This window comes from Pseudomonas sp. Lz4W (genome assembly GCF_000346225.2).
Taxonomy (GTDB): domain Bacteria; phylum Pseudomonadota; class Gammaproteobacteria; order Pseudomonadales; family Pseudomonadaceae; genus Aquipseudomonas; species Aquipseudomonas paraversuta.
In genome coordinates, this window is the sequence record NZ_CP017432.1 from 3,271,298 (window position 1) to 3,295,441 (window position 24,144).

At 60.5% G+C, this 24,144-nt stretch carries 25 protein-coding genes; 10 read left to right on the plus strand and 15 right to left on the minus strand.

The window, feature by feature from the left end; all coding sequences use genetic code 11:
* Positions 1 to 102 precede the first annotated feature (102 nt).
* Positions 103 to 1,302: an MFS transporter gene (locus B195_RS14870; protein ID WP_003441954.1), complete on the plus strand. Its 1,200-nt coding sequence runs from the start codon at positions 103 to 105 to the stop codon at positions 1,300 to 1,302.
* Here B195_RS14870 and B195_RS14875 read toward each other — a convergent pair.
* On the minus strand, positions 1,292 to 2,233 hold the full coding sequence (locus B195_RS14875; RefSeq protein WP_003441952.1) for a DUF808 domain-containing protein: 942 nt from the start codon (positions 2,231 to 2,233) through the stop codon (positions 1,292 to 1,294). The two genes, B195_RS14870 and B195_RS14875, sit on opposite strands and share 11 nt — an antisense overlap.
* Positions 2,234 to 2,366: 133 nt before the next feature.
* Here B195_RS14875 and B195_RS14880 point away from each other — a divergent pair, with 133 nt between their 5' ends.
* Positions 2,367 to 2,972 (plus strand): TetR/AcrR family transcriptional regulator, encoded by a 606-nt coding sequence (locus tag B195_RS14880; RefSeq protein ID WP_003441950.1) that lies wholly within the window; start codon positions 2,367 to 2,369, stop codon positions 2,970 to 2,972.
* A 194-nt stretch (positions 2,973 to 3,166) separates the two neighbouring features.
* Here B195_RS14880 and B195_RS14885 read toward each other — a convergent pair whose 3' ends face one another.
* A complete protein-coding gene (locus tag B195_RS14885; RefSeq protein ID WP_003441948.1) occupies positions 3,167 to 3,607 on the minus strand; it encodes a heme-binding protein in 441 nt (146 codons plus the stop codon).
* A 267-nt stretch (positions 3,608 to 3,874) separates the two neighbouring features.
* Between B195_RS14885 and gcl the strand changes: the two genes are divergently transcribed.
* The 7 genes from gcl to B195_RS14920 all read left to right on the plus strand — a co-directional run bounded on the left by gcl (position 3,875) and on the right by B195_RS14920 (position 12,693).
* Positions 3,875 to 5,650, plus strand: a complete 1,776-nt coding sequence (gene gcl / locus B195_RS14890) for a glyoxylate carboligase (protein ID WP_003441945.1) — start codon at positions 3,875 to 3,877, stop codon at positions 5,648 to 5,650.
* 56 nt (positions 5,651 to 5,706) lie between these two features.
* Positions 5,707 to 6,489: a hydroxypyruvate isomerase gene (gene hyi / locus B195_RS14895; RefSeq protein WP_003441941.1), complete on the plus strand. Its 783-nt coding sequence runs from the start codon at positions 5,707 to 5,709 to the stop codon at positions 6,487 to 6,489.
* Between the two features lie 135 nt (positions 6,490 to 6,624).
* Positions 6,625 to 7,515: a 2-hydroxy-3-oxopropionate reductase gene (locus tag B195_RS14900; protein ID WP_003441938.1), complete on the plus strand. Its 891-nt coding sequence runs from the start codon at positions 6,625 to 6,627 to the stop codon at positions 7,513 to 7,515.
* Positions 7,516 to 7,672: 157 nt separating this feature from the next.
* Positions 7,673 to 8,584, plus strand: a complete 912-nt coding sequence (locus tag B195_RS14905; protein WP_003441936.1) for an urea transporter — start codon at positions 7,673 to 7,675, stop codon at positions 8,582 to 8,584.
* A 39-nt stretch (positions 8,585 to 8,623) separates the two neighbouring features.
* On the plus strand, positions 8,624 to 9,445 hold the full coding sequence (locus tag B195_RS14910) for an ion transporter (RefSeq protein WP_003441923.1): 822 nt from the start codon (positions 8,624 to 8,626) through the stop codon (positions 9,443 to 9,445).
* A 93-nt stretch (positions 9,446 to 9,538) separates the two neighbouring features.
* Positions 9,539 to 10,543: a sulfate ABC transporter substrate-binding protein gene (locus B195_RS14915; protein WP_003441920.1), complete on the plus strand. Its 1,005-nt coding sequence runs from the start codon at positions 9,539 to 9,541 to the stop codon at positions 10,541 to 10,543.
* A 212-nt stretch (positions 10,544 to 10,755) separates the two neighbouring features.
* Positions 10,756 to 12,693, plus strand: coding sequence for a DNA topoisomerase III (locus B195_RS14920; RefSeq protein ID WP_003441919.1), 1,938 nt, complete (start codon positions 10,756 to 10,758; stop codon positions 12,691 to 12,693).
* A 15-nt stretch (positions 12,694 to 12,708) separates the two neighbouring features.
* Here B195_RS14920 and B195_RS14925 read toward each other — a convergent pair whose 3' ends face one another.
* Entirely contained in the window at positions 12,709 to 13,551 is an 843-nt protein-coding gene (locus B195_RS14925; RefSeq protein WP_003441918.1) for a PhzF family phenazine biosynthesis protein, read from the minus strand.
* A 173-nt stretch (positions 13,552 to 13,724) separates the two neighbouring features.
* Here B195_RS14925 and B195_RS14930 point away from each other — a divergent pair, with 173 nt between their 5' ends.
* On the plus strand, positions 13,725 to 14,447 hold the full coding sequence (locus B195_RS14930) for an SDR family oxidoreductase (protein ID WP_003441917.1): 723 nt from the start codon (positions 13,725 to 13,727) through the stop codon (positions 14,445 to 14,447).
* A 47-nt stretch (positions 14,448 to 14,494) separates the two neighbouring features.
* Here the strand turns inward: B195_RS14930 and B195_RS23115 are convergent, their stop codons facing one another.
* The 12 genes from B195_RS23115 to ccmA all read right to left on the minus strand — a co-directional run bounded on the left by B195_RS23115 (position 14,495) and on the right by ccmA (position 24,099).
* Positions 14,495 to 14,626, minus strand: coding sequence for a putative transporter small subunit (locus tag B195_RS23115; protein ID WP_003441916.1), 132 nt, complete (start codon positions 14,624 to 14,626; stop codon positions 14,495 to 14,497).
* Positions 14,608 to 16,293 carry a sodium:solute symporter family protein gene (locus tag B195_RS14935; RefSeq protein ID WP_003441915.1) on the minus strand — a complete coding sequence of 562 codons (1,686 nt, stop codon included), beginning with the start codon at positions 16,291 to 16,293 and terminating at the stop codon, positions 14,608 to 14,610. The genes B195_RS23115 and B195_RS14935 overlap by 19 nt, the downstream gene beginning before the upstream one ends.
* Positions 16,294 to 16,657: 364 nt before the next feature.
* Complete coding sequence (locus B195_RS14940) at positions 16,658 to 17,053, minus strand: hypothetical protein (RefSeq protein ID WP_003441914.1); 396 nt, start codon at positions 17,051 to 17,053, stop codon at positions 16,658 to 16,660.
* An 84-nt stretch (positions 17,054 to 17,137) separates the two neighbouring features.
* Positions 17,138 to 18,340 carry a c-type cytochrome biogenesis protein CcmI gene (gene ccmI, locus B195_RS14945; RefSeq protein ID WP_003441913.1) on the minus strand — a complete coding sequence of 401 codons (1,203 nt, stop codon included), beginning with the start codon at positions 18,338 to 18,340 and terminating at the stop codon, positions 17,138 to 17,140.
* The gene (locus B195_RS14950) at positions 18,333 to 18,809 is read right to left on the minus strand and encodes a cytochrome c-type biogenesis protein (RefSeq protein WP_003441910.1); all 477 of its coding nucleotides are present in this window, start codon (positions 18,807 to 18,809) and stop codon (positions 18,333 to 18,335) included. Before B195_RS14950 ends, ccmI begins: the two co-directional genes overlap by 8 nt.
* Positions 18,806 to 19,342, minus strand: a complete 537-nt coding sequence (locus tag B195_RS14955) for a DsbE family thiol:disulfide interchange protein (protein WP_003441908.1) — start codon at positions 19,340 to 19,342, stop codon at positions 18,806 to 18,808. The genes B195_RS14950 and B195_RS14955 overlap by 4 nt, the downstream gene beginning before the upstream one ends.
* Complete coding sequence (locus tag B195_RS14960) at positions 19,339 to 21,327, minus strand: heme lyase CcmF/NrfE family subunit (protein WP_003441907.1); 1,989 nt, start codon at positions 21,325 to 21,327, stop codon at positions 19,339 to 19,341. The genes B195_RS14955 and B195_RS14960 overlap by 4 nt, the downstream gene beginning before the upstream one ends.
* 3 nt (positions 21,328 to 21,330) lie before the next feature.
* The gene (gene ccmE, locus B195_RS14965) at positions 21,331 to 21,786 is read right to left on the minus strand and encodes a cytochrome c maturation protein CcmE (RefSeq protein WP_003441905.1); all 456 of its coding nucleotides are present in this window, start codon (positions 21,784 to 21,786) and stop codon (positions 21,331 to 21,333) included.
* Positions 21,783 to 21,959: a heme exporter protein CcmD gene (gene ccmD / locus B195_RS14970; protein ID WP_003441903.1), complete on the minus strand. Its 177-nt coding sequence runs from the start codon at positions 21,957 to 21,959 to the stop codon at positions 21,783 to 21,785. Before ccmD ends, ccmE begins: the two co-directional genes overlap by 4 nt.
* Positions 21,956 to 22,714: a heme ABC transporter permease gene (locus B195_RS14975; RefSeq protein WP_177412974.1), complete on the minus strand. Its 759-nt coding sequence runs from the start codon at positions 22,712 to 22,714 to the stop codon at positions 21,956 to 21,958. The genes ccmD and B195_RS14975 overlap by 4 nt, the downstream gene beginning before the upstream one ends.
* A gap of 84 nt (positions 22,715 to 22,798) precedes the next feature.
* Positions 22,799 to 23,467 carry a heme exporter protein CcmB gene (gene ccmB / locus B195_RS14980; protein ID WP_003441898.1) on the minus strand — a complete coding sequence of 223 codons (669 nt, stop codon included), beginning with the start codon at positions 23,465 to 23,467 and terminating at the stop codon, positions 22,799 to 22,801.
* Positions 23,464 to 24,099 carry a cytochrome c biogenesis heme-transporting ATPase CcmA gene (gene ccmA / locus B195_RS14985; RefSeq protein ID WP_003441897.1) on the minus strand — a complete coding sequence of 212 codons (636 nt, stop codon included), beginning with the start codon at positions 24,097 to 24,099 and terminating at the stop codon, positions 23,464 to 23,466. Before ccmA ends, ccmB begins: the two co-directional genes overlap by 4 nt.
* Positions 24,100 to 24,144 lie beyond the last annotated feature (45 nt).

Sequence of the window (24,144 nt, forward strand, 5' to 3'; positions counted from 1 at the left end):
TTTCAGATACGTCGCGTATGTTAATTGACATACGCAGCGTATGCGTATATTTCTGCATACGCCGCGTATGTGACGCGGTCAGATGACTGTTCCGGAGCTTGTATGGCCAACCCTTATCGCGAGATTTTCAGCGCCCCCGGCACCAAGGCTTTCAGCGGTGCGGGCCTGCTCGCCCGCATGCCGATTTCCATGGTCGGGATCGGCATCATTACCATGCTGGCGCAACTGCGCGACTCCTACTGGCTGGCTGGTGCCGTGGCAGCAACCTTTGCCTTGTCCATGGCATTGCTGGCACCGCAGATCTCGCGCTGGGTCGATCAATACGGCCAGGGCCGCGTGCTGCCCGGCATTAGCGCCATCGGCGTGGGGGCGTTGCTGGCATTGCTGCTGTGCAGTCATTTCGCGGCGCCGGACTGGACTCTCTTCGTCTTCGCCGCGCTGGCCGGCTGCATTCCCAGCATGTCGGCGATGGTCCGCGCACGCTGGACCGAGTTGTTTCGCGGCTCGCCCAAACTGCATACCGCGTTCTCGTTCGAATCGGTACTCGATGAGGTGAGTTTTATTATTGGCCCGCCGATTTCCGTGGGGCTGAGCGTGGCGCTGTTTCCCCAGGCCGGCCCTCTGGCGGCCGCCATTTTCCTCGCGATCGGGGTCACTGCATTTGTACTGCAACGCAAAACCGAGCCACCCGTGCACCCGCGCAGCGCCGACAACAACGGCACCGTCCTGAGTCAGGGTGCAGTGATGATATTGCTCCTGGCATTGCTGGGGCTGGGGACGATTGTCGGCACCGTGGATGTGGTCAGTGTTGCCTTCGCCCAACAGCAAGGCCAACCCGCCGCCGCGAGTATTGTGCTGTCGGTGTACGCATTGGGATCGTGCATCGTCGGACTGGTGTTCGGCACGCTCAAGCTGAACATGCCGTTGCCCAAACTGTTCCTGCTGGGTGCGCTGGCCACCGCATTGACCATGGTGCCGCTGATGTGGGCCGACAGCATCGCCACCCTGGCCGGCGCCATGTTTGTCGCCGGGCTGTTCTTCGCCCCGACCCTGATTACCGCCATGGGCCTGGTGGAAAACATAGTGCCGCCGGCCAAGCTCACCGAAGGCCTGACCTGGATGATCACCGGCCTGGGCATGGGGGTTGCCCTGGGCGCCGTGCTTGGCGGCTGGGTCATTGATGCTTACGGTGCCCAGGCCGGGTTTGGCGTATCGCTGGCGGCGGGGAGCGTGATGCTGCTGGTTGCCGTACTGGGTTATCGCTTGTTGCAACGCAGCACCACGGTTCGTCCTAGCCTTTGATGGCGCGCCAGACCTTGCTCACGCCCGCCACCACGGCCAGCACCACCGCGCCGGCAACAATGCCGGCCACGGCATTGAGCAGGGTCGGGACTATGGCCGAGACCACACCCAGCCACTGGGCGCTGCTTGCAGCCACGCCTTCGATCCAGTGATGGGCCGCAGGTACGCCGTGGGTGAGGATGCCGCCACCGACCATAAACATGGCCGCGGTGCCGATCACCGACAGGCTTTTCATCATGTACGGCGCGGTACTCAACAAACCGCGGCCGAAACTGCGCTGGAAACCTGACCACACACCATCACCGGTTTTCTGGCTCAGGTACAGGCCGGCGTCATCCAGTTTGACGATGCCGCCCACCAGGCCATAAACCCCCACCGTCATCACGATGGCGATACCGCTGAGCACGACGACCTGCTGCAGCAACGGCGACTCGGACACGATTCCCAGGGTGATGGCGATAATTTCGGCCGACAGAATGAAGTCGGTGCGTATGGCCCCCTTGACCTTGTCTTTCTCGAAAGCCACCAGATCGACTTCTGCATCGGCCACCGCCTGTTGCAACGCCTGGTGCTTGCCCTGATCTTCGGCCTTGCTGTGCATAAACGGATGGGCGAGTTTTTCAAAACCCTCAAAACACAGGTAAGCACCGCCCAGCATCAACAGCGGCGTCACGGCCCACGGCGCAAACGCACTGATGGCCAGCGCCGCGGGCACCAGAATCAGCTTGTTGCGAAACGAGCCTTTGGCTACCGCCCACACCACCGGCAACTCCCGGTCGGCCCTTACGCCAGAGACCTGCTGCGCGTTGAGTGCAAGGTCATCCCCCAGCACCCCGGCGGTCTTTTTGGCGGCCACTTTGGTCATCAGCGCGACGTCATCAAGGACTGCGGCGATATCGTCGAGCAACACCAGTAAACTACTGCCTGCCATGGGCAAACTTCCCTTCCAGATTGAATGGTGCCAAGCATAGCGCGTGCCAGCCCTCAGGCTGCAATCTTGAGCAGCTCGCAAGCCCGGTGCTACCATGCCCGACCGCCCAACCAGGCAAGGAAATATCGGGTTTATGAGCAGTATCCGCGAGCGTAATAAAGAACTGATTTTGCGTGCCGCCAGCGAAGAGTTCGCTGACAAGGGTTTCGCCGCCAGCAAAACCAGCGACATCGCCGCCAAGGCAGGCTTGCCCAAGCCCAATGTCTACTACTACTTCAAATCCAAGGAGAACCTCTACCGCGAGGTCCTCGAAAGCATTATCGACCCTATTCTGCGCGCATCGACCCCGTTCAATGCCGACGGCGAACCCAATGCCGTGCTGAGCAATTACATCCGTTCCAAAATCATGATTTCCCGCGACCTGCCCTTTGCTTCAAAAGTGTTCGCCAGCGAAATCATGCATGGCGCCCCGCACCTGAGCGAGCAGCAGGTGCAATTGTTGAACGTCCAGGCCAAACACAACATTGACTGCATCCAGACCTGGATCGACCGTGGCCAGATTGCGCCGATCGACCCCCATCACCTGATGTTCAGTATCTGGGCAGCGACCCAGACCTATGCCGACTTCGACTGGCAGATCTCGGCCATCACCGGCAAAGCCAAACTGCAAGACAGCGACTACGAAGCCGCGGCCCAGACCATCATCCGCCTGGTGCTCAAGGGCTGTGCACCGGACTGACCACCCCCTGCCCCTGCCCCTGCCCCTGCCCCTGCCCCTGTAGGAGCGAGCTTGCCTCGCGAGCTTTTAAAACAGACGCGAGGCACAGGACTGCCCACCCCCTGCCCTCTGTAAGAACGAGCTTGCCTCGCGAGCCTTTAAAACAGATCGCGAGACAAGCTCGCTCCTACAACAAGCGGCGAGCCAATAGCGGACTACACCGCCACCCCCGCATCCGCCCGCAAACCCTGGGCTTCTATCGCACTGATGGCGCATTGCTCGTCAATATCCGAGGTATCGCCGCTGATACCCATGGCGCCTATCACCTGCCCCTGAGCATCGCGAATCAGTACCCCGCCCGGCGCAGGCACCACGTCACTCTGGCCCATGCCGTTCAGCGCGGCGAAAAACGCCGGGCGCTGCTGTGCATCCAGCGCCAGCAAACGCGAGCCCTTACCCAGTGCAATCGCGCCCCAGGCCTTGCCAATGGCAATGCTGGGCCGTAGCAGGCTGGCGCCATCTTCGCGCTGCAGCGCCAACAAATGCCCGCCGCTGTCCAGCACCGCCACGGTCAATGGGGCGGCGCTTATCCGGCGCCCTGTGTTCAAGGCCTGTGCGGTCAGGTCTAAAGCGACTTTCAAGGTTAAAGCACTCATGGTTGCCGTCCTTATTTTGTTATTGGAAAGCCTTTCGCGCGCCTCTATGGGCGAACTCGATGCAACCAATAGAACACAATAAATAATTTATTTGTATACAATTTTTAAAAGGAAAACCCTAAATCATTAGGCCTTGTGCCCTATTACAAGGGGGATCGGCTATTACAAACTGATTCTACAAAACCCATTGACCTGCGCACCGGAGCATGAATACACTCGCCAAACAGCCACTTGTATACAATTATAAAACGTAAGAGGCACAAAACGATGAGCAAAATGAGAGCAATCGAAGCCGCCGTTCTGGTGATGCGTCGCGAAGGTGTCGATACCGCATTCGGTATCCCGGGCGCCGCGATCAACCCGCTGTACTCTGCCCTGCAAAAGGTCGGTGGCATCGATCACGTCCTTGCTCGCCACGTCGAAGGCGCCTCGCATATGGCCGAGGGTTATACCCGCACCAAAGCCGGCAACATCGGCGTGTGCATCGGCACCTCCGGCCCCGCCGGGACCGACATGGTGACCGGCCTGTACAGCGCCTCTGCCGACTCGATCCCGATTCTGTGCATCACCGGCCAGGCCCCGCGTGCGCGGATGCATAAAGAAGACTTCCAGGCCGTGGACATCACCAGCATCGTCAAGCCCGTGACCAAGTGGGCAACCACGGTCATGGAGCCGGGCCAGGTGCCTTATGCCTTCCAGAAGGCCTTTTACGAAATGCGCTCCGGGCGTCCCGGCCCGGTGCTGATCGATCTGCCGTTTGATGTGCAAATGGCAGAAATCGAATTCGATATCGACGCCTACGAACCGATGCCGCTGTCCAGGCCGACGGCGACCCGGATCCAGGCCGAGAAAGCCTTGCACCTGCTCAACCAGGCCGAGCGCCCGCTGCTGGTCAGTGGCGGTGGCGTGATCAACGCTGACGCCAGTGAACTGCTGGTGGAGTTTGCCGAGCTGACCGGGATCCCGGTCATTCCAACCCTGATGGGCTGGGGCACCATTGCCGACGATCACCCGCTGATGGTGGGCATGGTCGGCCTGCAAACCTCCCATCGCTACGGCAACGCCACCCTGCTCAAATCCGACCTGGTGCTGGGCATCGGCAACCGCTGGGCCAACCGCCACACCGGCTCGATCGATGTCTACACCGAAGGCCGCAAATTCATCCACGTCGACATTGAACCGACCCAGATTGGCCGGGTATTTACTCCCGACCTGGGCATCGTTTCCGACGCCGGCTCGGCGCTCAGGATGTTCCTTGAAGTAGCCCGGGAATGGAAAGCCGCCGGCATCCTGAAAAACCGCAGCGCCTGGCTACAAAACTGCCAGCAGCGCAAAGCCACCCTGCACCGCAAGACCCACTTCGACAACGTGCCGGTCAAACCGCAACGGGTGTACGAAGAGATGAACCAGGTGTTCGGCAAAGACACCTGCTACGTCAGCACCATCGGTTTGTCGCAGATTGCCGGTGCGCAATTCCTGCACGTGTACAAACCGCGCCACTGGATCAACTGCGGTCAGGCCGGCCCGCTGGGCTGGACCATTCCGGCAGCCCTGGGGGTGGTCAAGGCCGATCCGCAGCGCAATGTCGTGGCCCTGTCCGGCGACTACGACTTCCAGTTCATGATCGAAGAGCTGGCCGTCGGCGCACAGTTCAACTTGCCGTACATCCATGTGGTGGTGAACAACTCCTACCTGGGCTTGATTCGCCAGGCACAGCGCGGGTTTGAAATGGACTACTGCGTACAGCTGTCTTTCGATAACCTCAATGCTCCGGAGCTCAACGGCTATGGCGTCGACCACGTAGCCGTCGCCCAGGGCCTGGGCTGCAAGGCACTGCGGGTCTTCGAACCGAACGACATCCAGCCGGCACTGCGCAAGGCTCAAGAGCTGATCAAGGAGTTCCGCGTACCGGTGGTGGTGGAAATCATTCTGGAGCGTGTGACCAACATTTCGATGGGCACTGAAATCAACGCAGTCAATGAATTTGAAGACCTGGCGCTGGTAGGCAACGACGCGCCGACCGCCATTTCGATGCTTGACTGACTGACTGCGCCCCTCTCACTTCGGGGAGGGGCATCCCCTTTTCACAGGAGTTCACCATGCCGCGTTTTGCCGCCAACCTGTCCATGCTGTTCACCGAACAGGATTTCCTTGTCCGTTTTCAAGCGGCTGCCAATGCTGGTTTCCACGGCGTTGAATACCTGTTTCCTTACGACTACAGCTCCGCCGAGATCAAGGCACAGCTCGACGCCAACAAACTGACCCAGGTGCTGTTCAACCTGCCGGCCGGTGACTGGGCCAAGGGCGAGCGCGGCATTGCCTGCCACCCGGACCGGGTTGAAGAATTTCGCGCGGGGGTCGATCTGGCCCTCGCTTATGCACAAGTCCTGGGCAACGACCAGATCAACTGCCTGGCCGGAATTCGCCCCCAGGGCGTGGCCGAGGCCGAGGTCGAAAAAACCCTGGTCAGCAACCTCAAGTACGCCGCCGACAAGCTGCAGGCGGCGGGGATCAGGCTGGTGATGGAGTCGATCAACACCCTCGACATTCCGGGCTTCTACCTGAACAACACCAAGCAGGCACTGGCCATTCAGGACAAGGTCGGCAGTGCCAACCTGTTCCTGCAATACGACATCTATCACATGCAAATCATGGAAGGGGATCTGGCCCGCACGATGCAGGCGCACCTGCCGCAGATCAACCACATCCAACTGGCCGACAACCCGGGGCGCCACGAACCCGGCACCGGCGAGATCAATTATCGCTTCCTGTTCGAGCACCTTGACCGTATTGGCTATCAAGGCTGGGTCGGCTGCGAATACAAGCCGCTGACCAGCACCGAAGCCGGTCTTGCGTGGCTCAAAACCCACAACGCGGTTTAAGCGCGACTACGGGTCTTTTGTGGGAGCCGGCTTGCCAGCGATTGGATCACCCGGCGAAAACGGAAACACCGCATCGCTGACAAGCCAGCTCCCACGGACCTGCATCAGCTGCAAATAAAAACAAGAGGATTTGTCATGGCTAAAATCGGATTTATCGGCACCGGCATCATGGGCTCACCCATGGCCAGCAACCTGCAAAAGGCCGGGCACAGCCTGTTCCTGTCCACCCACCACGGTGCAGCTCCTGCCGATCTGGTGGCCGCTGGCGCGGTCGCCCTGGCCAGCCCGCAAGAAGTCGCCCAGGAGGCCGAGTTCATCATCGTCATGGTCCCGGACACCCCCCAGGTCGAGGACGTGCTGTTCCGCGAGGACGGCATCGCTGCCGGCCTGAGCCCGAACAAAGTGGTGATCGACATGAGCTCGATCTCCCCCACTGCGACCAAAGCCTTCGCCGCAAAGATCAACGCCAAAGGCGCGCAATACCTGGACGCGCCGGTCTCCGGTGGTGAAGTCGGGGCCAAGGCAGGCACCTTGAGCATCATGGTCGGCGGCGACGAAAAGACCTTCGCCCGCGCCCTGTCCCTGCTCCAGAGCATGGGCAAAAACATCACCCTGGTCGGCGGCAACGGCGACGGTCAGACCGCCAAAGTGGCGAACCAGATCATCGTCGCCCTGAACATTCAGGCGGTGGCTGAAGCCTTGGTGTTTGCCGCCAAAAACGGCGCTGACCCGGCCAAGGTTCGTGAGGCCCTGATGGGCGGTTTTGCCTCTTCGAAAATCCTCGAAGTGCATGGCGAGCGCATGATCAAAGGCACTTTCGATCCGGGCTTCCGCATCAGCCTGCACCAGAAAGACCTCAACCTGGCGCTGGCCGGTGCCCGCGAGCTGGGGATCAACCTGCCCAACACCGCCAACGCACAACAAGTGTTCAGCACCTGCGCCGCCCTGGGTGGCAGCAACTGGGATCACTCGGCACTGATCAAGGGCCTGGAGCACATGGCCAACTTCTCGATCCGCGACAAATAAACCTGACGCTGACGAGGCACGAAGGCAGCGATGCGGGCCGCAGGACCGCGCTTGGCGGTTAGCAGTTAACCGCTAACCGCCAAGCGCTGACCACCAAGAGCTCGCAGCCTTCGTGCCTCGGCAGCGACTACCCCCTCCGCGTGCCACGGAACTCATCATGGGCTCAAACCAACTCAGTCCTGCATGCCCTGACTGGGCCACCGCTCTGTGCGCGGGGTTCAGTCAGATCTTCCTCCAGCGCCAGCCGCTGTGCGGGGTTTTGTGCTTGCTGGCAGTTCTGGTCAGTGCCCCGGGCCTGCTCAGTGGCGCGTTGCTGGGAGGGATTGCCGGGCTCTTGACTGCGCAACGCCGTGACTATCCCAAGGCCGAACGCCAGGCAGGCCTCTATAGCTACAACGGCATTCTGTTGGGCATGTTGCTGAGCCACCAACTGCAATGGTCGGCCCTGTTGCCGCTGCTGATCATCGCCAGTGCCGGCCTGAGTACCATGCTGATTCACCAGTGGCTCAAACGCGCGGCAGACGGGCAAAGCCTTCTGGCCTATACCGCGCCCTTTGTCGGGCTGGGCTGGATCCTGCTACACCTGCACAACCCGCCGGCCCAACCCCTGAATCACGACCTGCCACTCAATGGCCTGACCCTGGGTCTGGCCGTGCTCAAAGGCATTGGCCAGGTCATGTTGCTGCAACACCCCGTGGCCGGGTTGCTGATTGCGCTCGGGCTGTGGCTGAGCAGTTGGCGGGCCGCAGGCTGGGCATTGGCGGGATCGCTGGCAGGTCTTTTATTCAGTCTGTATCAACAGGACACCAGTGCCGCACTGAGCGGGCTCGGCGGCTACAACCCGGTGCTGGCCGCCCTGGCCCTGAGCCAGCAGCGACGTCGACCCTGGCTGCCATTGATCGGTATCGTCGTGACCCTGATCCTGACCCCCGGATTCATTGCCCTGGGGCTGCCCCTTTTAACCGCTCCATTTATTCTCGCCTGCTGGCTGGTGCATTCCAGTGTGCGGGTACTCAGACCCGCCGCGGCGAAATCCGAAGAGCAATGCAGGTTGCGCATTGAGCGTTAATCCTTGAACCTTCTGTCATTTAAGGCTCGAGCAACCTACATGAATAACAAGGATTGGCGTCAACGCCTGTACGTCATGGTCTTTCAGGCTGACACGCCTGCCGGGCGGCGCTTTGACACCACGCTGTTACTGATCATTCTGTGCAGCCTGGTGGTGGTGGTGCTCGACAGCATCAACAGCATTCACCGCGACTACGCCGATCTGCTGGCTTACATCGAGTGGGGTTTCACCTTTGTCTTTGCCGTGGAGTACGGCCTGCGCCTGTATTGCTCACCCAGGCCCCTGCGCTATGCCTTCAGCTTTTACGGGCTGGTGGACCTGCTGGCGATCGTACCCGGCATTCTGGCGATTTATTACAGTGACGCGCAGTACCTGCTGATCATCCGCATCATCCGCATGCTGCGCATCTTTCGGGTGCTCAAGCTGGTGCCGTACCTCAGCCAGGCCAACTACCTGCTCTCGGCCCTGCGGGGCAGCAAACAGAAAATCATCGTTTTCCTGGTCGGTGTATCGACCCTGGTGACCGTGTTCGGCACCTTGATGTATGTGGTTGAAGGCCCGGAGAACGGCTTTACCAGCATTCCTGTGAGCATCTATTGGGCCATCGTGACCCTGACCACTGTGGGTTACGGTGACATCGTGCCGCAAACCGTCCTCGGGCGAGTCATCTCGGCCATGGTCATGATCACGGGCTACTCGATTATCGCCGTGCCAACCGGTATTTTTACCGCCGAACTGGCCAACGCCATGCGCGGCGAGCAACTGCAGCACGACTGCCCGGCGTGCAAGAAACAACGTCACGAACAGTCCGCCTCATTCTGTTCACGCTGCGGCAATGCTCTATATGCTAAAAATGCATAACCAAAGTGCTTTTTAATCTTTTAAGACCTATGCGGCAGCGACTATAGTCGCTGGCAATTTGCCCCTATTGCTCCCTATAACAAGGAATGCGCAGTGAAAAAACTTTTTAGTGCCTCAATCCTGGCCGCTGGCCTGGCCCTCGGCAGCATTGCCCATGCAGCCACCCCGCCGCCATTGCTAAACGTGTCCTACGATGTGATGCGCGATTTCTACAAGGACTACAATGCCGCGTTCCAGAAACACTGGGAAGCCGAGCATGGCACCAAGCTCAATGTGCAAATGTCCTTTGGCGGTTCGAGCAAACAGGCCCGATCAGTGATTGATGGCCTGCCGGCTGACGTGATCACCATGAATATGGCCACCGACATCAATGCCCTGGCTGATAATGGCCAGCTGGTTCCGCAAAACTGGGTGACCCGCCTGCCGGACAACAGCGCGCCTTTCACTTCGGCCACCGTGTTTATTGTGCGCAAAGGCAACCCCAAAGCCCTGAAAGACTGGCCGGACCTGCTCAAGGATGGCGTGCAAGTGATAGTGCCAAACCCGAAAACCTCGGGTAACGGCCGCTACACCTTCCTTTCGGCCTGGGGCTATGTTCTGAAGAACGGCGGCGATGAAACCAAGGCCAAGGAGTTCGTCGGCAAACTGTTCAAGCAGGCTCCTGTACTGGACACCGGCGGCCGTGCAGCCACCACCACCTTTATGACCAACCAGATCGGCGACGTGCTGGTGACCTTCGAAAACGAAGCGGAAATGATCGCCCGCGAGTTCGGTCGCGACCAGTTCGAAGTGATCTACCCGAGCGTGTCGGCCGAAGCCGAGCCGCCAGTGACCGTAGTCGACAAGGTGGTGGACAAAAAAGGCACCCGCGCAACGGCCGAAGAATATCTGAAGTACCTGTGGTCCCCTGAAGGTCAGGAAATCGCCGCCAAAAACTACCTGCGTCCACGGGACCAGGCAATCCTGGCCAAGTACAACGACCGCTTCCCGAAAGTCGATTTCCTGTCGGTTGAGAAAACCTTCGGCGACTGGCGCGACGTGCAGAAAAAGTACTTCAACGACGGTGGCGTGTTCGACCAGATCTACAACGGTCAATAACCCCCACCCACGAGCTGGTCTGTAGGAGCGAACTAGTCTGTAGGAGCGAGCTTGCTCGCGAGCTTTTTCAACGCCACAACGAAGAGCTCGCTCCTGCAGGTTGGTTGGCAACCACCTCAAAGCTGTACAAAAACACAGTAAAAACAGTTGCCCTTCAGCCATTCTCTGCCATGCTGTGCACCTTCTGTGCGGCATGATGAATGAGTGGAGCTATGCGGCTGTTTCTGTGCGAAAAACCTTCCCAGGCCAAAGATATTGCGGCCGTGCTCGGTGCCAGCCGACGCGGTGATGGCTGCTGGGTGGGCCCCGCTGTCACCGTCACCTGGTGCATCGGTCACTTGCTCGAAACCGCCCCGCCCGATGCCTACGACGAGCGCTACAAGCGCTGGGTGCTGGCCGATCTGCCGATCATTCCCGAAAAGTGGAAAATGCGCGTCAAGCCCAAGACCGCCAGCCAGTTCAAGGCCGTCAAACGCCTGCTCGGCGAAGCCAGCGAACTGGTGATCGCCACCGACGCCGATCGCGAAGGTGAAATGATCGCTCGTGAACTGGTCGAGCACTGCCGCTATCGCGGGCCGATCCAGCGCCTGTGGCTGTCAGCCCTGGATGACGCGTCTATTCGCAAGGCCCTGGCCGCCCTCAAGCCGGGCAGCGAAACCTTTAACCTCTATCACTCGGCCCTGGGCCGCTCGCGGGCCGACTGGCTGATCGGGATGAACATGAGCCGCCTGTTCACCCTCCTCGGGCGCCAGTCCGGCTATCAGGGCGTACTCCCGGTGGGCCGGGTACAAACCCCCACCCTGCGACTGGTGGTCGACCGCGATCGCAGCATCAGCGACTTCGTACCCGTGGCTTACTGGGCCATCGACGTGCAGCTCAAACACGACGGGCAGTTGTTCATCGCTCAGTGGCGGGCCGATCCCGACACCTGCGACGAACAGGATCGCTGCCTCAATCAGGCCCATGCCCAGCAGGCGGCCGACGCCATCAACAGCGCCGGCAGTGCCCGGGTGAGCAAATTGCGCACCGAACGCATGCGGGAAGTCGCGCCACTGCCATTCGACCTCGGCACCCTGCAAGAAGTGTGTTCGAAAAAGCTCGGCCTCGGCGCCCAGGAAACCCTGGACATCGCCCAGGCGCTGTACGAAACCTACAAGGTGGTCACCTACCCACGCAGTGACTGCGGTTACCTGCCGCAAAGCCAGCACAGCGAAGCAGCATCGATTCTGGCAGCCCTGCAGCAGGCCGACCCGAGCCTGGCACCGCTGGCCGGACACCTCGACCCGCAACGCCGCTCCCGGGCCTGGAACGACGCCAAAGTCAGTGCTCACCACGGCATCATTCCTACGGCAGCGGCGAAAAACCTGGAACGCCTGACGGGCAAACACCGTGCGGTGTATACCCTGATTCGCGCACGCTATCTGGCGCAATTCCTGCCCAACCACGAATACGATCGCACCCAGGCCGACTTCGATTGCGCCGGCCAGGCCCTGCGGGCCGTGGGCAAGCAAATTGTCGAAGCCGGCTGGAAACGCGCCCTGCCCGAGGCCCTGGCTCCGGCCAGGGGTCGCGAAGCTGCGGCCCCGCAACCATTGCCGATTTTGCGCGAGGGTCTGGACTGCGCCATTGCCAACGTCCACCTCAAAGACCTGTGGACCCAGCCACCCAAGCCTTTCACCGAAGGCGACCTGATCAAGGCAATGAAAAACGTCGCCAAACTGGTGCAGGACCCGCTGTTAAAACAAAAGCTCAAGGACACCACCGGCATCGGCACCGAGGCCACCCGCGCCGGGATCATTCAGGGGCTGCTGGATCGTGGCTACCTGATCAAAAACGGCAAGGCCCTGGCCGCCACTGCGCCGGCCTTCAGCCTGATCGATGCGGTGCCCCGCGCCATCGCCGACCCCGGCACCACTGCCATCTGGGAACAAGCGCTGGACATGGTGCAAAGCGGTGAAATGACCCTGGAGACCTTCGTCGCCAAACAGGCGGCGTGGATGAGCAAACACATCGCCCGCTGCAGTGGCATGACCATGACCATCAGCGGCCCGGCCAGCCCGGCGGGCATGGCGCCGGCGTGGAAGAAAAAACGTAAGGCAGCGCCCGCCAGGGCAAAGCCAAAGCGGGCGGTGAAAGCTAAAAGCACTTGAGCCGGCGGCTGCCGGTCAAAGCGTCAGCGAGCCGTTGATGCAGGTCACTGCGGCACCGCCGACCCAGATATCGGCGCCGACTTTCTCAATCGATACCCGCCCTTCCCGGCCCATGGCCGTGCCCTGGCTGGCCACATAGCGCGACGGAGCAATACCCGCGCCAATCAACCATTGCGCCAGCCCGGCATTCAGGCTGCCAGTCACCGGATCTTCCGACATGCCGTCACCGGCAACGAAGGCACGGACTTCAAATTGCGCTTCAGTGCCGTCGCGCTCGGGGTTCCACGGGGCGACTACGCCGACCACCCGATTATGCAACTGTGAAAAGTCCGGCTTCAGCGCCAGCACCTGTTCGCGATCGCGCAGCAGCAACCCCAGCCAGCCGGGACCATTGTCGATCCAGCGGGCCTGCACCACCGCCCGGGTGTCGATCCCCAGGCCACGGCAGATGCGCTGCAGCAGGTCGTCATCCAGGGCTTCGTCGCGCAGCAGAGGCGGTGCAGTGAAAGCCAGCTGTCCATTCTGGCGACGAACCCGGATCAGGCCCACGGCGCATTCCTGGATGATTTCTTCACCCCGCGGCTTGCCACCTGCTTCCAGCCAGGCATGGCAACTGCCCAACGTCGGGTGCCCGGCAAAGGGCAGCTCCCTGAGGGTGGTGAAAATCCGCAGGCGGTAATCTGCTTCCGGGTTTTGCGGTTTGAGGACGAAAGTGGTTTCACTGAGGTTGGTCCAGCGCGCAAAGTCGGCCATTTGCTGATCGCTCAGACTGTCCGCGTTCAACACCACCGCCACCGGGTTGCCTTTGAGGGCAACCGTGCTGAAAACATCCACTTGTTTGAATTCAAATTGGCTCACTGCGACCTCCTGTTTTCGAATAAATCGCAGCCTACCATGGCCCCCGTACTGTAGGAGCGGGCTTGCCCGCGAGCTTTTACAACGCAGCAACAAAAAGCTCGCGAGCAAGCTCGCTCCTACAGGGTCAATGGCAAACCGGTATCATCGCTGCAGATTTAACTCAGGAGCACAGCATGACTGCACGTACCTTCCTCATCACTGGTGCCAGCAAAGGTATCGGTCGCGCCCTGGCAACCTGGCTGGCGCAAGCCGGGCATACCGTGGTGGGCATCGCCCGCAATGCCGATGACCCGAGCTTTCCCGGCACGCTGGTGGCGCTGGATCTGGCCGACCGCGAACGCAGCGCCCAGGTGCTCAGGGAACTCAGCGAACGCTTTGCGTTTGACGGGCTGGTGAATAACGTAGGGCTGGTTCGCCCTCAAGCACTGGGTGAGATCGATCTGGATGCGTTTGATGACGTAATGCGGGTCAACCTGCACTCGGCGCTGCAAGCCACCCAGGCTTTGCTGCCGGGGATGCAGGCACGGGGCTGGGGCCGGATTGTCAATATTTCCAGCCTGACGGTGCTGGGCATCGCTCAACGCACCGCCTATGCCGCGGCCAAAGCCGCACTGGTCAGCTTCACCCGTTCGTGGGCACTGGAGCTGGCGCAAAGCGGGATCACCGTGAACGCCGTGGCCCCGGGCCCTACCGAAACCGAACTGTTCCGTGCCAATAACCCGCCGGGTTCGGCAGGCGAAGCCCGCTATCTGGCCGGAGTGCCGATGGCACGTCTGGGACAACCCGAGGAAATTGCCTCGGCAATTGCCTTCCTGCTCTCGGAGAACAGCGGCTTCATCACCGGCCAGACCCTGTTTGTCGACGGCGGTGCCTCGGTAGGCAAGGCCGCGTTTTAATGCGCATGCGGGCAAGCGCACGGCACTTGCCCGCACCACGGAACGATTTACACCAGGTCGGTGCCGTCACGTCTGGCCTTGCGCATATCGCGGTACACGCTGACGCACAGGGTGATCATCACGCCCGCCGCTATCACCGGCCAGATCATTACATAAAGGGTTAACGCGTAGCTGGACATGGGGAATCTCCTTGTTCAATTGCAGGTTTATCCGAGGTTTCGGGCACAGGGTTGTAGTGGAAGGCCACCACACGCTCATTGATGCAGTCGAAATCAAAGTTTTCGTTGGACAGCAAACTCACCAGTACACAGACCACGGTGCTGATGCCGTAGGCAGTGAGTGAACTGAGCAAAACCGGGTAGTCGCGCAAGAAGCCAAAGGCAAAGGGTGCAAGCACCAGAAACGCCAAGCCGCCCAAGGTGAATCCGACCTTGCGTCCGAAGAAACCAAAGGCCATCAAACCTATGACTACCCCGCCACCGACCGATGCAAAGAGTTCGAAGAACAGGGCCACCACTCCCTGCAGTTCCAGCAGTTCGAAGCGCGCCACCAGAAACATGACAAAACCGGCAATGGCCGCACTGGTGAAGGCGGCATTGGTGATGCGCCCCCAGTACAGGCTGGCGATTACCGGGAACACGATGGCTCCCCACAGTGCGCCGACAAAAATCAGCATGGTCAGGATGTCCAGCTTGAGACTGGCGAAAACCACCGCGAGCATCGTCGCCACCACCATGGTCATGCGCCCGACGAACAACATGGTTTTAGGATTGGGTTTGCCCTTGGCCATATTTTTGCCATAGACGTCGGTCATCACCAGCGCCGACAACGCCGACAGATCCGAATCGGCAGTGGACGACAGCGAGCCAATCACCATGATGAAAAACAGCCCGACCGCAAAAGGTGGCAAGTAGGTCGAGGCCATCTGCGGGATCAGGTTGTTAAGGTCGCCGTCCACCGGTTGCACGCCGGCCAGCAAAGCCAGAAAACCCAGCATGCCAAGGCCGATCACGATCGAGGCATAGCCGATGGTGGCCGTGACAAAGGTCGATTTCATCAGGTCTTCACGCACCGCGAACAGCCGCTGGGCGATGGTCTGGTTACCAATGGCATACGCCAGCACCGCGACAAAATAGGGGGCGCCCTGCTCCAGAATCGCGGTTTTCGAGTAAAAACTCGCTTGTTCGGCAGAAATATTCGGCATGCCCCGGGCAAATAATTCCGGGCCGCCGAGCTGGAAGAAAATAATCGGAATAATCACCACGGCCGCGAAGATCATGGCGATCAACTGACCGAAATCCGTCAGCACCGAAGAGCGAAAACCCGACCAGATGGTGTAGCCCAGAATCCCGAAGCCTGCGATCAAGACCCCGTGGATAAAGCTCAAGGGCGAGAGTACCGCCACCAGCGCCCCGGCGGCGGTGAAGTTGACCATCAGGCTGATCATGCTCCCGACAATATTGGAGCCCGCCAGAATCATCTGGCTGGAGCGCCCGTGCCGGGCATGCATGATTTCCGCCAGGGTATGGGCCTTGGGTGCCAGCTCGCGAAAACGCCGGCCGAAGGGGTAGATAAACAGAATCATCAGCGCGCCCCAGAAGCCGTAATGCAGCGCCCCCGAAAGACCGAACTTGTAGCCGGAGCTGGCAGCGGCATAGAACGAGGCCGCCCAGATCCAGGTGGCGGTCATGCTGGCAGCCGCCATGCCGAAACCAATGGAATTATTGGAGACCATATAACCGTCGACGTTTTCGTCCTTGCGCCCGACGCGCAACGACACCAGAAAGGTCAGGCCATAGAAACAGAACAGAAGCAGCAACACGGTGGGGGTGGAAAGTTGAAACATTCCTTTCTCCTTTTTATGTGCGCCACAGTCGTCACAGTCGCAACGAAAGGCCGATAAAGGCAGGCGCAAAACAACCCGGGTTTCCTGACAGGCAGGCAGCGACGGACAGCGGTCCGCTGGGTTGTTTTCATGAAGGCTGACAAGGGACGGGACGCAAAGGGCGACCCAGGTCCAAAGGTAAAGCGTGCGCCAGCACGTTGAACCCTGTGCTTGCAGCAATGGCCGGCAAGAGCCGGAAGATGAGTCGGTATCCAAGGCACAAGGCCTGACACCGACAGCCGGGAATTATAACAGGCTTGGGGCGGGGATTGCCGGTTGCAGTCCCACAAACAAAAACGGCGACCCGAGGGCCGCCGTTACTACATCACTTGAACTGCCGGCTCAACCCCGGCGGAACACCGCTGGTGTCGGTCTCTTCCCACGGGCCATTGGGGCTGACTGCCCGGCTCCAGCCATTGTCCCAACGGTAGTAGGCACGCTGGCGATAGAAGATGTTGGTCTGGTCATCCAGCACATAGACCCCCATGCGCGCATCCCAATGGCTCGGGCCACCGGGTGGCGGCGCGAAGGTGGCCGAAGTCCGCGGCAGCGGCTTGGGCGGCTTGGGGATGGGCATGTCCGGCAACGGCTGACCCGAAGGCTGCGGCGCCGGTTGCGGAGCCGGCGTCGATGGCGCCGAGGGTTCATAGGGCTGATGAACCGCACAGGCACTGAGGCCTAAAACCAGACTGAGCACAGTGATGCGTACAAGGACGGCCATGGATAATTCTCTTGTCATTGATTGCCCTGCAGGAGCGAGCTTTTCGTTGCCGCTTTGAAAAAGCTCGCTCCTGCGGGTTCCCGGTTATTTGTCCGGACTGTCGATGGTCAGCTGTTGCAGCTGCGTGGTGCTGCTGGACAGCGGTTTGCCCCGCCCTATCCACTCGCCGGCTGTTGGCTGGCCGGCGCGGGAGATGCGTGCCATGAGTTGGACTTCAGGAAAGTTGGACAGTTTCAATTGCGGCATCATTGCGTCGACATCACCCAGTTCAACGGTGATCGGCAGGTCGGCCACGGTCACGCGCTTGACCGCCAGAGGTGCCGGCGGGCCTGAGACTGCACGGGCGAAGATGAAGACGCTGTCACCCGGCAGGACCTGGGCCTTGACTGCATCAGCCAGATCGACACTGACCTTGATCGAAGCCCGGGCCTTGGCCGCAGGGGCCTCTTCGACTTTGCCACCACTGGCCAGCAACTGCTGACGAGCACGTTCGATGCCGCCTTCCAGCGCTTCACGGGACTTGTCACCCTGGGGCAGTTCGTTGAGCAGACGCTGCCAATAGGTGATGGCTTCCTGATAACGCTTGCCTTCAAAGGCGGCGATACCCAGCAGACCGAGGCTGGTGACTTCTTTCGGATCGGCCTTCAGGGCTTCATCGGTCAGCGCCTGGGTCTTGTCGCTCCACTGTTTGTCATCGGCAAAGTACTGCGCCTGGGCCCACTGACCCAACAACTCCGGCTGACGGCCGGCCAGGGCCACGGTGCGCTCAAACACTTTGGCGGCGTCGGCCGGGCGGTTTTGCGCCATATAGGCACGCCCCAGGAAATACAGGCCTTCGGCCGAGTCCGGCTGCGCTGCCGCAGCACGCTCCAGGCGCGCGACCATCTCTTCAAGGGATTGCGGCGGTTGCGAGAATTCGCGGGTCAGCTCGACTTTATCGCTGGAGCCATAGTGCAGGTACAGGCCCAGACCCAATACCGGAACCATGATCGCTGCCAGCAGTGGCAAGGCTTTGCCCAGGCTGGAAACCCGCGCCGGGGCCACGCCTTCAGTGTCTGCCAGCAATTCCCGGGCGGCTTCGGCACGCCCGGCTTCCAGCTGCCCGGCGTTCAATACGCCCTCTTCAAGCTGCTGCTGCAATTCAGCCAGACGCTCCTGATACAACGCCACGTTGAGCGCGGTACGGTCTTCTTCACGCTGGGCACGACGCCCGCGCAGTACCGGAATCAATAAAAAACTGAGGGCAATGAGTAGCAGCAAGCCTGCTGCGAGCCAGAAATCAATCATCTTTGGTTTTATCCAGCAAAGTGTCGAGGCGCTGACGCTCTTCGACAGAAAGTGTGTCCGAGCCTGCAGCCTGCGGGGCTCGACGACGGCGACCGACAATCACCCCGATCAGCACCAGGCCACCGAGTAGCAAGGCGAACGGGCCAAACCAGAGCACTGCGGTCTTGCTGGTCAGGGCCGGCTTGTAGAGCACGAAATCGCCGTAGCGCGCGACCATGAAGTCGAGGATTTGCTGGTTGTCCTTGCCCTCGCCCAGCATGCGGTAGATCTCGCGCCGCAGGTCGGTGGCGATCGGTGCATTGGAATCGGCAATGTCCTGATTCTGACACTTGGGGCAACGCAGTTCCTGGGTCAGCTCGCGAAAACGCGCGCGTTCGGCATCATTGGCAAACTCATAGGTGTCGATGGCCCCCTGGGCCACGCCGCTCAGGGCCAGGCCCAGGGCTGCTGCCGCTAACCAGCGCTTCATGGCTTGGCCTCATCAACCAGCGCCTGATAGCGGCTGGCCAGTTGTTCGCGCCAAACGGTTTCATCGATCACACCGACAAACTTGTGGCGAATGATGCCCTTGCTGTCGATCAGGAAGGTCTCGGGCGCACCGTACACCCCGAGGTTCAGGCCCAGCGAGCCGTCTGCATCGTTGATGTCCAGCTGGTAGGGATTGTGAAAGTCCTTGAGCCATTTTTTGGCGTCGGCATTCACGTCCTTGTAGTTGACGCCGTAAATCACCACACCCTGCTCGGCCAGTTTGGTCAGCACCGGGTGCTCGACCCGGCACGAAATGCACCAGGTGGCCCACACGTTGACCAGCGCCGGCTTGCCCTTGAGGTCGGCCTCGGTCAGGGTCTTGTCACCCTCGACCGCTGGCAGGCTGAAGGCCGGGAACGGTTTGTCGATCATTGCCGAGGGCAATTCGGTGGGGTCCAGGTACAGGCCTCTGTAGAGAAACCACGCCATGCCCAGAAATACGGCCAGCGGAACCAGCATCAACCAGCGCTTCATACGGTGGCTCCTGTCATGCCCAATGCTTCACGCACGCGGCTTTTAACCTTGACCCGATAACGCCGGTCCATCGCTGCCAGCAAACCGCCAAAGCCTGTGAGCAGGCCGCCGAACCAGATCCAGCGCACGAACGGTTTGACATGCACCCGTACGGCCCAGGCACCGTTATCCAGCGGTTCACCCAGTGCTACATAGAGGTCACGGGTAAAGCCGGCATCGATCCCGGCTTCGGTCATCATCGAGTTCTGCACCGTGTACAAACGTTTTTCCGGGTGCAGCACGCTGACTTCCTTGCCGTTACGGATCACCCGTACCGTGCCTTTGTCCGATGTGAAGTTGGGGCCCTGGTAATGCTTGGCACCTTCAAAAATGAAGTGATAACCACCCAGTTCCATGGACTCGCCCGGCGCCAGACGCAAGTCGCGCTCGGCACTGTTCTGGCTCGACAACACCACGCCCAGCGCGCAGACCGCAATCCCCAGGTGGGCGATCTGCATGCCCCAGTAGCTGCGGGTCAGGCTGCGCATGCCTTTGATCAGGCCTTTGTGACGGGTTTTGTCGCCAATGTCGCGCACCCCGGCCAGCAACACCCAGGCCGCCAGCATAAAGGTGGTGATCACCGCCCAGTTGAAGTCGCCATAAGCTACGCCGGCAATCGCCGCCAGCGCCGCACTGCCCAGCAGCACCGGGGTCAGCATGCTCAGCAGCCATTTGACCGGAGTGTCTTTCCAGCGCACCAGCATGCCGACGGCCATTACCACCATCAGCAAGCCCATCAGTGGAATGAACATGGCGTTGAAATACGGCGGGCCGACCGACATCTTGGCGCCACTGATGGCATCCAGAATCAGCGGATACAAGGTGCCCAGCAGAATCATCGAAGCGGCCACCACCAGCACCAGGTTATTGCCCAGCAGCAAGGTTTCGCGGGACCACAGCTTGAAGCTGACGTGGCTCTTGACCACCGGTGCACGCAACGCAAACAGGGTCAGCGAACCGCCTACGACAAACAGCAGGAAAATCAGGATGAACACCCCGCGCTCGGGGTCGGAGGCAAACGCGTGGACCGACGTCAGCACGCCGGAACGCACCAGGAAGGTCCCCAGCAGGCTCAACGAAAAGGCGGCAATCGCCAGCAACACGGTCCAGCTTTTGAACACTCCGCGTTTTTCGGTCACGGCCAGCGAGTGAATCAGCGCAGTGCCCACCAGCCATGGCATGAACGAGGCGTTTTCTACCGGGTCCCAGAACCACCAGCCGCCCCAGCCAAGCTCGTAATACGCCCACCACGAACCCAGGGTGATACCGATACCGAGAAAGGCCCAGGCAACGATGGTCCACGGACGCGACCAGCGGGCCCAGGCAGCATCCAGCCGACCGCCGAGCAAGGCGGCAATGGCGAAGGCAAAGGCCACCGAGAAACCGACATAGCCCATGTACAGCATCGGCGGGTGAACGATCAGACCGATGTCCTGCAGCAGCGGGTTAAGGTCATTGCCGTTTGCAGGAATTTGCGGAAGCAGACGTACGAACGGATTCGAAGTCATGATCAGAAACAGCAGGAAGCCGATACTGATCATGCCCATGATCGCCAGCACCCGGGCAAGCATCACTTGCGGCAACTGGCGCGAGAAGATCGACACGGCGAAGGTCCAGCCCCCCAGAATCATCGCCCACAACAGCAGCGAACCTTCGTGGGCGCCCCACACGGCGCTGAACTTGTAGTACCAGGGCAGCGCGCTGTTGGAGTTGCTCGCCACGTACGCCACCGAGAAATCATCACTCATAAAGGCGTAGGTCAGGCAACCGAACGAAAACAGCAGGAAGGCAAACTGGCCCCAGGCGGCAGGTTGCGCCAGGCTCATCCACAACTTGTCGCCGCGCCAGGCACCCAGCAGCGGCACGATGGCCTGCACGATGGCAAAGCACAGGGCCAGAATCATGGCCAGCTGGCCCAATTCAGGAACAAACAGTCCAAACGTCATTACTTAACCCTCTTTAGCCGGTACAGGCGCGGACTGGCCACTTTCATTCAACGCTTTGGTCACTTCGGGCGGCATGTATTTTTCGTCGTGCTTGGCCAGCACTTCATCAGCCACCACCACACCCTGAGCGTTGAGCTTGCCCAGGGCGACGATGCCCTGCCCCTCACGGAACAGATCCGGGAGGATGCCGCGATAAGCGATGGTTACGGACTTGTTGAAATCGGTGACCACGAACTGCACGTCCAGCGAGTCGCCAGAGCGTTTCAGCGAACCGGCTTGCACCATGCCGCCGGCACGAATGCGGGTGTCCAGCGGGGCTTCGCCATTGGCGATCTGGGTCGGGGTGTAGAACAGGTTGATGTTCTGCTGCAGGGCACTCAAGGCCAGGGCAACGGCAATGCCTACCCCCACCAGAATTGCCAGGATGATGATCAAACGTTTTTTGCGCAGCGGATTCACTTCGAGTTCTCCCGGCGCAAACGACGCGCCTCTTGTTGCAGATAACGCCGGCGCGCCACAATCGGCAGCGCTACGTTCAACCCCAGCACTGCCAGGCAAATGCCATAGGCCGACCAGACATATACCGCGTGATGGCCCATGGCGATAAAGTCGCCGAAAGACGCAAAGCTCATCGCCCACCCTCCAGCGCTTTCAATACCAGAGCCTTGACCCAGCTACTGCGGGCCTCGCGTTTGAGTACTTCGAGGCGCATGCGCAACAACAGCACGGCGCCAAAGAAGCAATAAAAACCCAGCACCGTCAGCAGCAATGGCAACCACATTTCCATCGGCATGGCCGGTTTTTCGGTCAGGGTGAAGGTCGCGCCCTGGTGCAGGGTGTTCCACCACTCGACCGAGTATTTGATGATCGGGATATTGATCACGCCGACAATCGCCAATACCGCGCAGGCCTTGGCCGCGCTGTCGCGATTGGTGATGGCATTGCCCAGGGCAATGAGGCCGAAGTACAGAAACAGCAGGATCAGCATCGAGGTCAGGCGAGCATCCCACACCCACCACGAGCCCCACGTCGGCTTGCCCCAGATCGCACCGGTGAGCAGCGCCACGGCGGTCATCCAGGCACCGATGGGCGCTGCGCACTGCAGGGCCACGTCGGCGATTTTCATCTTCCAGACCAGGCCAACCACGCCGCACACCGCCAGCATCACATAACAGGACTGGGCCAGCATCGCCGCCGGCACATGGATATAAATGATCCGGAAGCTATTGCCCTGCTGGTAGTCGGGCGGCGCAAATGCCAGGCCCCAGACTACCCCGCAGGTAATCAGCAGCGCTGCCGCAATGCTTAACCAGGGCAGCAGGCGCCCGCTGATGGCATAGAACCATTTGGGCGAGCCGAGTTTGTGAAACCAAGTCCAGTTCATCACGCTGTTTCCATCACGGTGCTTTGCCACGCCCGAGGGTCGTTGACAAAGCCAGGGTCTTTACTGGCCCCGTGGGGCCAGACCTCATTATTCGCCGACGCTGATTTTCAGGCCGGCGGCTATAGCAAAAGGTGTCAGGGTTACTGCCAGGGCGGTCAGGCTTGCAAGCCAAAGCAGATAACCCGTCGCAGGCATGCCTTGCAAGGCCGCCTGCAACGCGCCGCTGCCAAGAATCAGCACCGGGATATATAAAGGCAGAATCAGCAGGGCCAGCAGCAGGCCACCCCGTTTGAGGCCCACGGTCAGCGCCGCGCCAACAGCGCCGAGCAGGCTCAAGACCGGCGTACCCAGCAACAACGACAGCAGCAAGACCGGCAGGCAGGCCACCGGCAACCCCAGCATCAAGGCCAGCAGCGGCGACAGGATGACCAGGGCCAGACCGGAAAACGCCCAGTGTGCCAGCACTTTGGCCAATACCAGTAGAGGCAGGGGGTGCGACGAAAGGACCCACTGCTCCAGTGATCCGTCCTCGAAATCACTGCGGAAAAGCCCGTCCAGCGAGAGCAAAACCGATAACAGGGCAGCTACCCAGAGCAGCCCCGGAGACAAGGTTTGTAACAACTGAGTCTCGGGTCCGACAGCCAACGGGAACATGGCGATCACAATTGCGAAGAACACCAGAGGGTTGGCCAGTTCCGCCGGACGGCGAAACAGCAAACGCGCTTCACGTGCCACCAAGGTTGCGAACACACTCATACAGCCCAATGCCCCAGGTCGATATCGCGGTAACCGGCCGGCATCCGGGTCAGGTTGTGGTGAGTGGTCAGTACCACCATGCCACCGCGTTCGCAGTGACTCGCCAGGTGCTCTTCGAGCTGGGCCACACCCTGTTTATCGAGCGCGGTAAACGGCTCATCGAGAATCCACAACGGCGGGCTGTCCAGATGCAGCCGCGCCAGAGCCACACGCCGCTGCTGACCTGCGGACAAGGTGTGGCACGGTACATCTTCAAAACCCTTGAGCCCCACTGCAGCCAGCGCTGCCCAGATAGCGTCACGGGAGGCCGGGCGATGCAGGGCACAGAGCCAGGCCAGGTTCTCTTCCGCGGTGAGCAAATCCTTGATACCGGCAGCATGGCCGATCCAGAGCAGATTACCGGCCAGTTGCGTTCGCTGACTGCTCAACGGCAGGCCATTGAGCCGGACTTCACCCGCCGTCGGCTGCATCAGGCCTGCCAACAAACGCAACAGGCTGGTCTTGCCGCTGCCGTTGGGCCCGCTGATTTGTAACATGTCGCCGCTGGCGAGTCGCAATTCGAGATTCTCGAACAGCATCCGCCAGTCGCGCTCACAGGCGAGTGCTACGGCTTCTAAAAGAGGGCTGGTCACGTAATTGAGGCCTTCACGGTTCAAGTCGGCTGAGGCGCGGCCGTT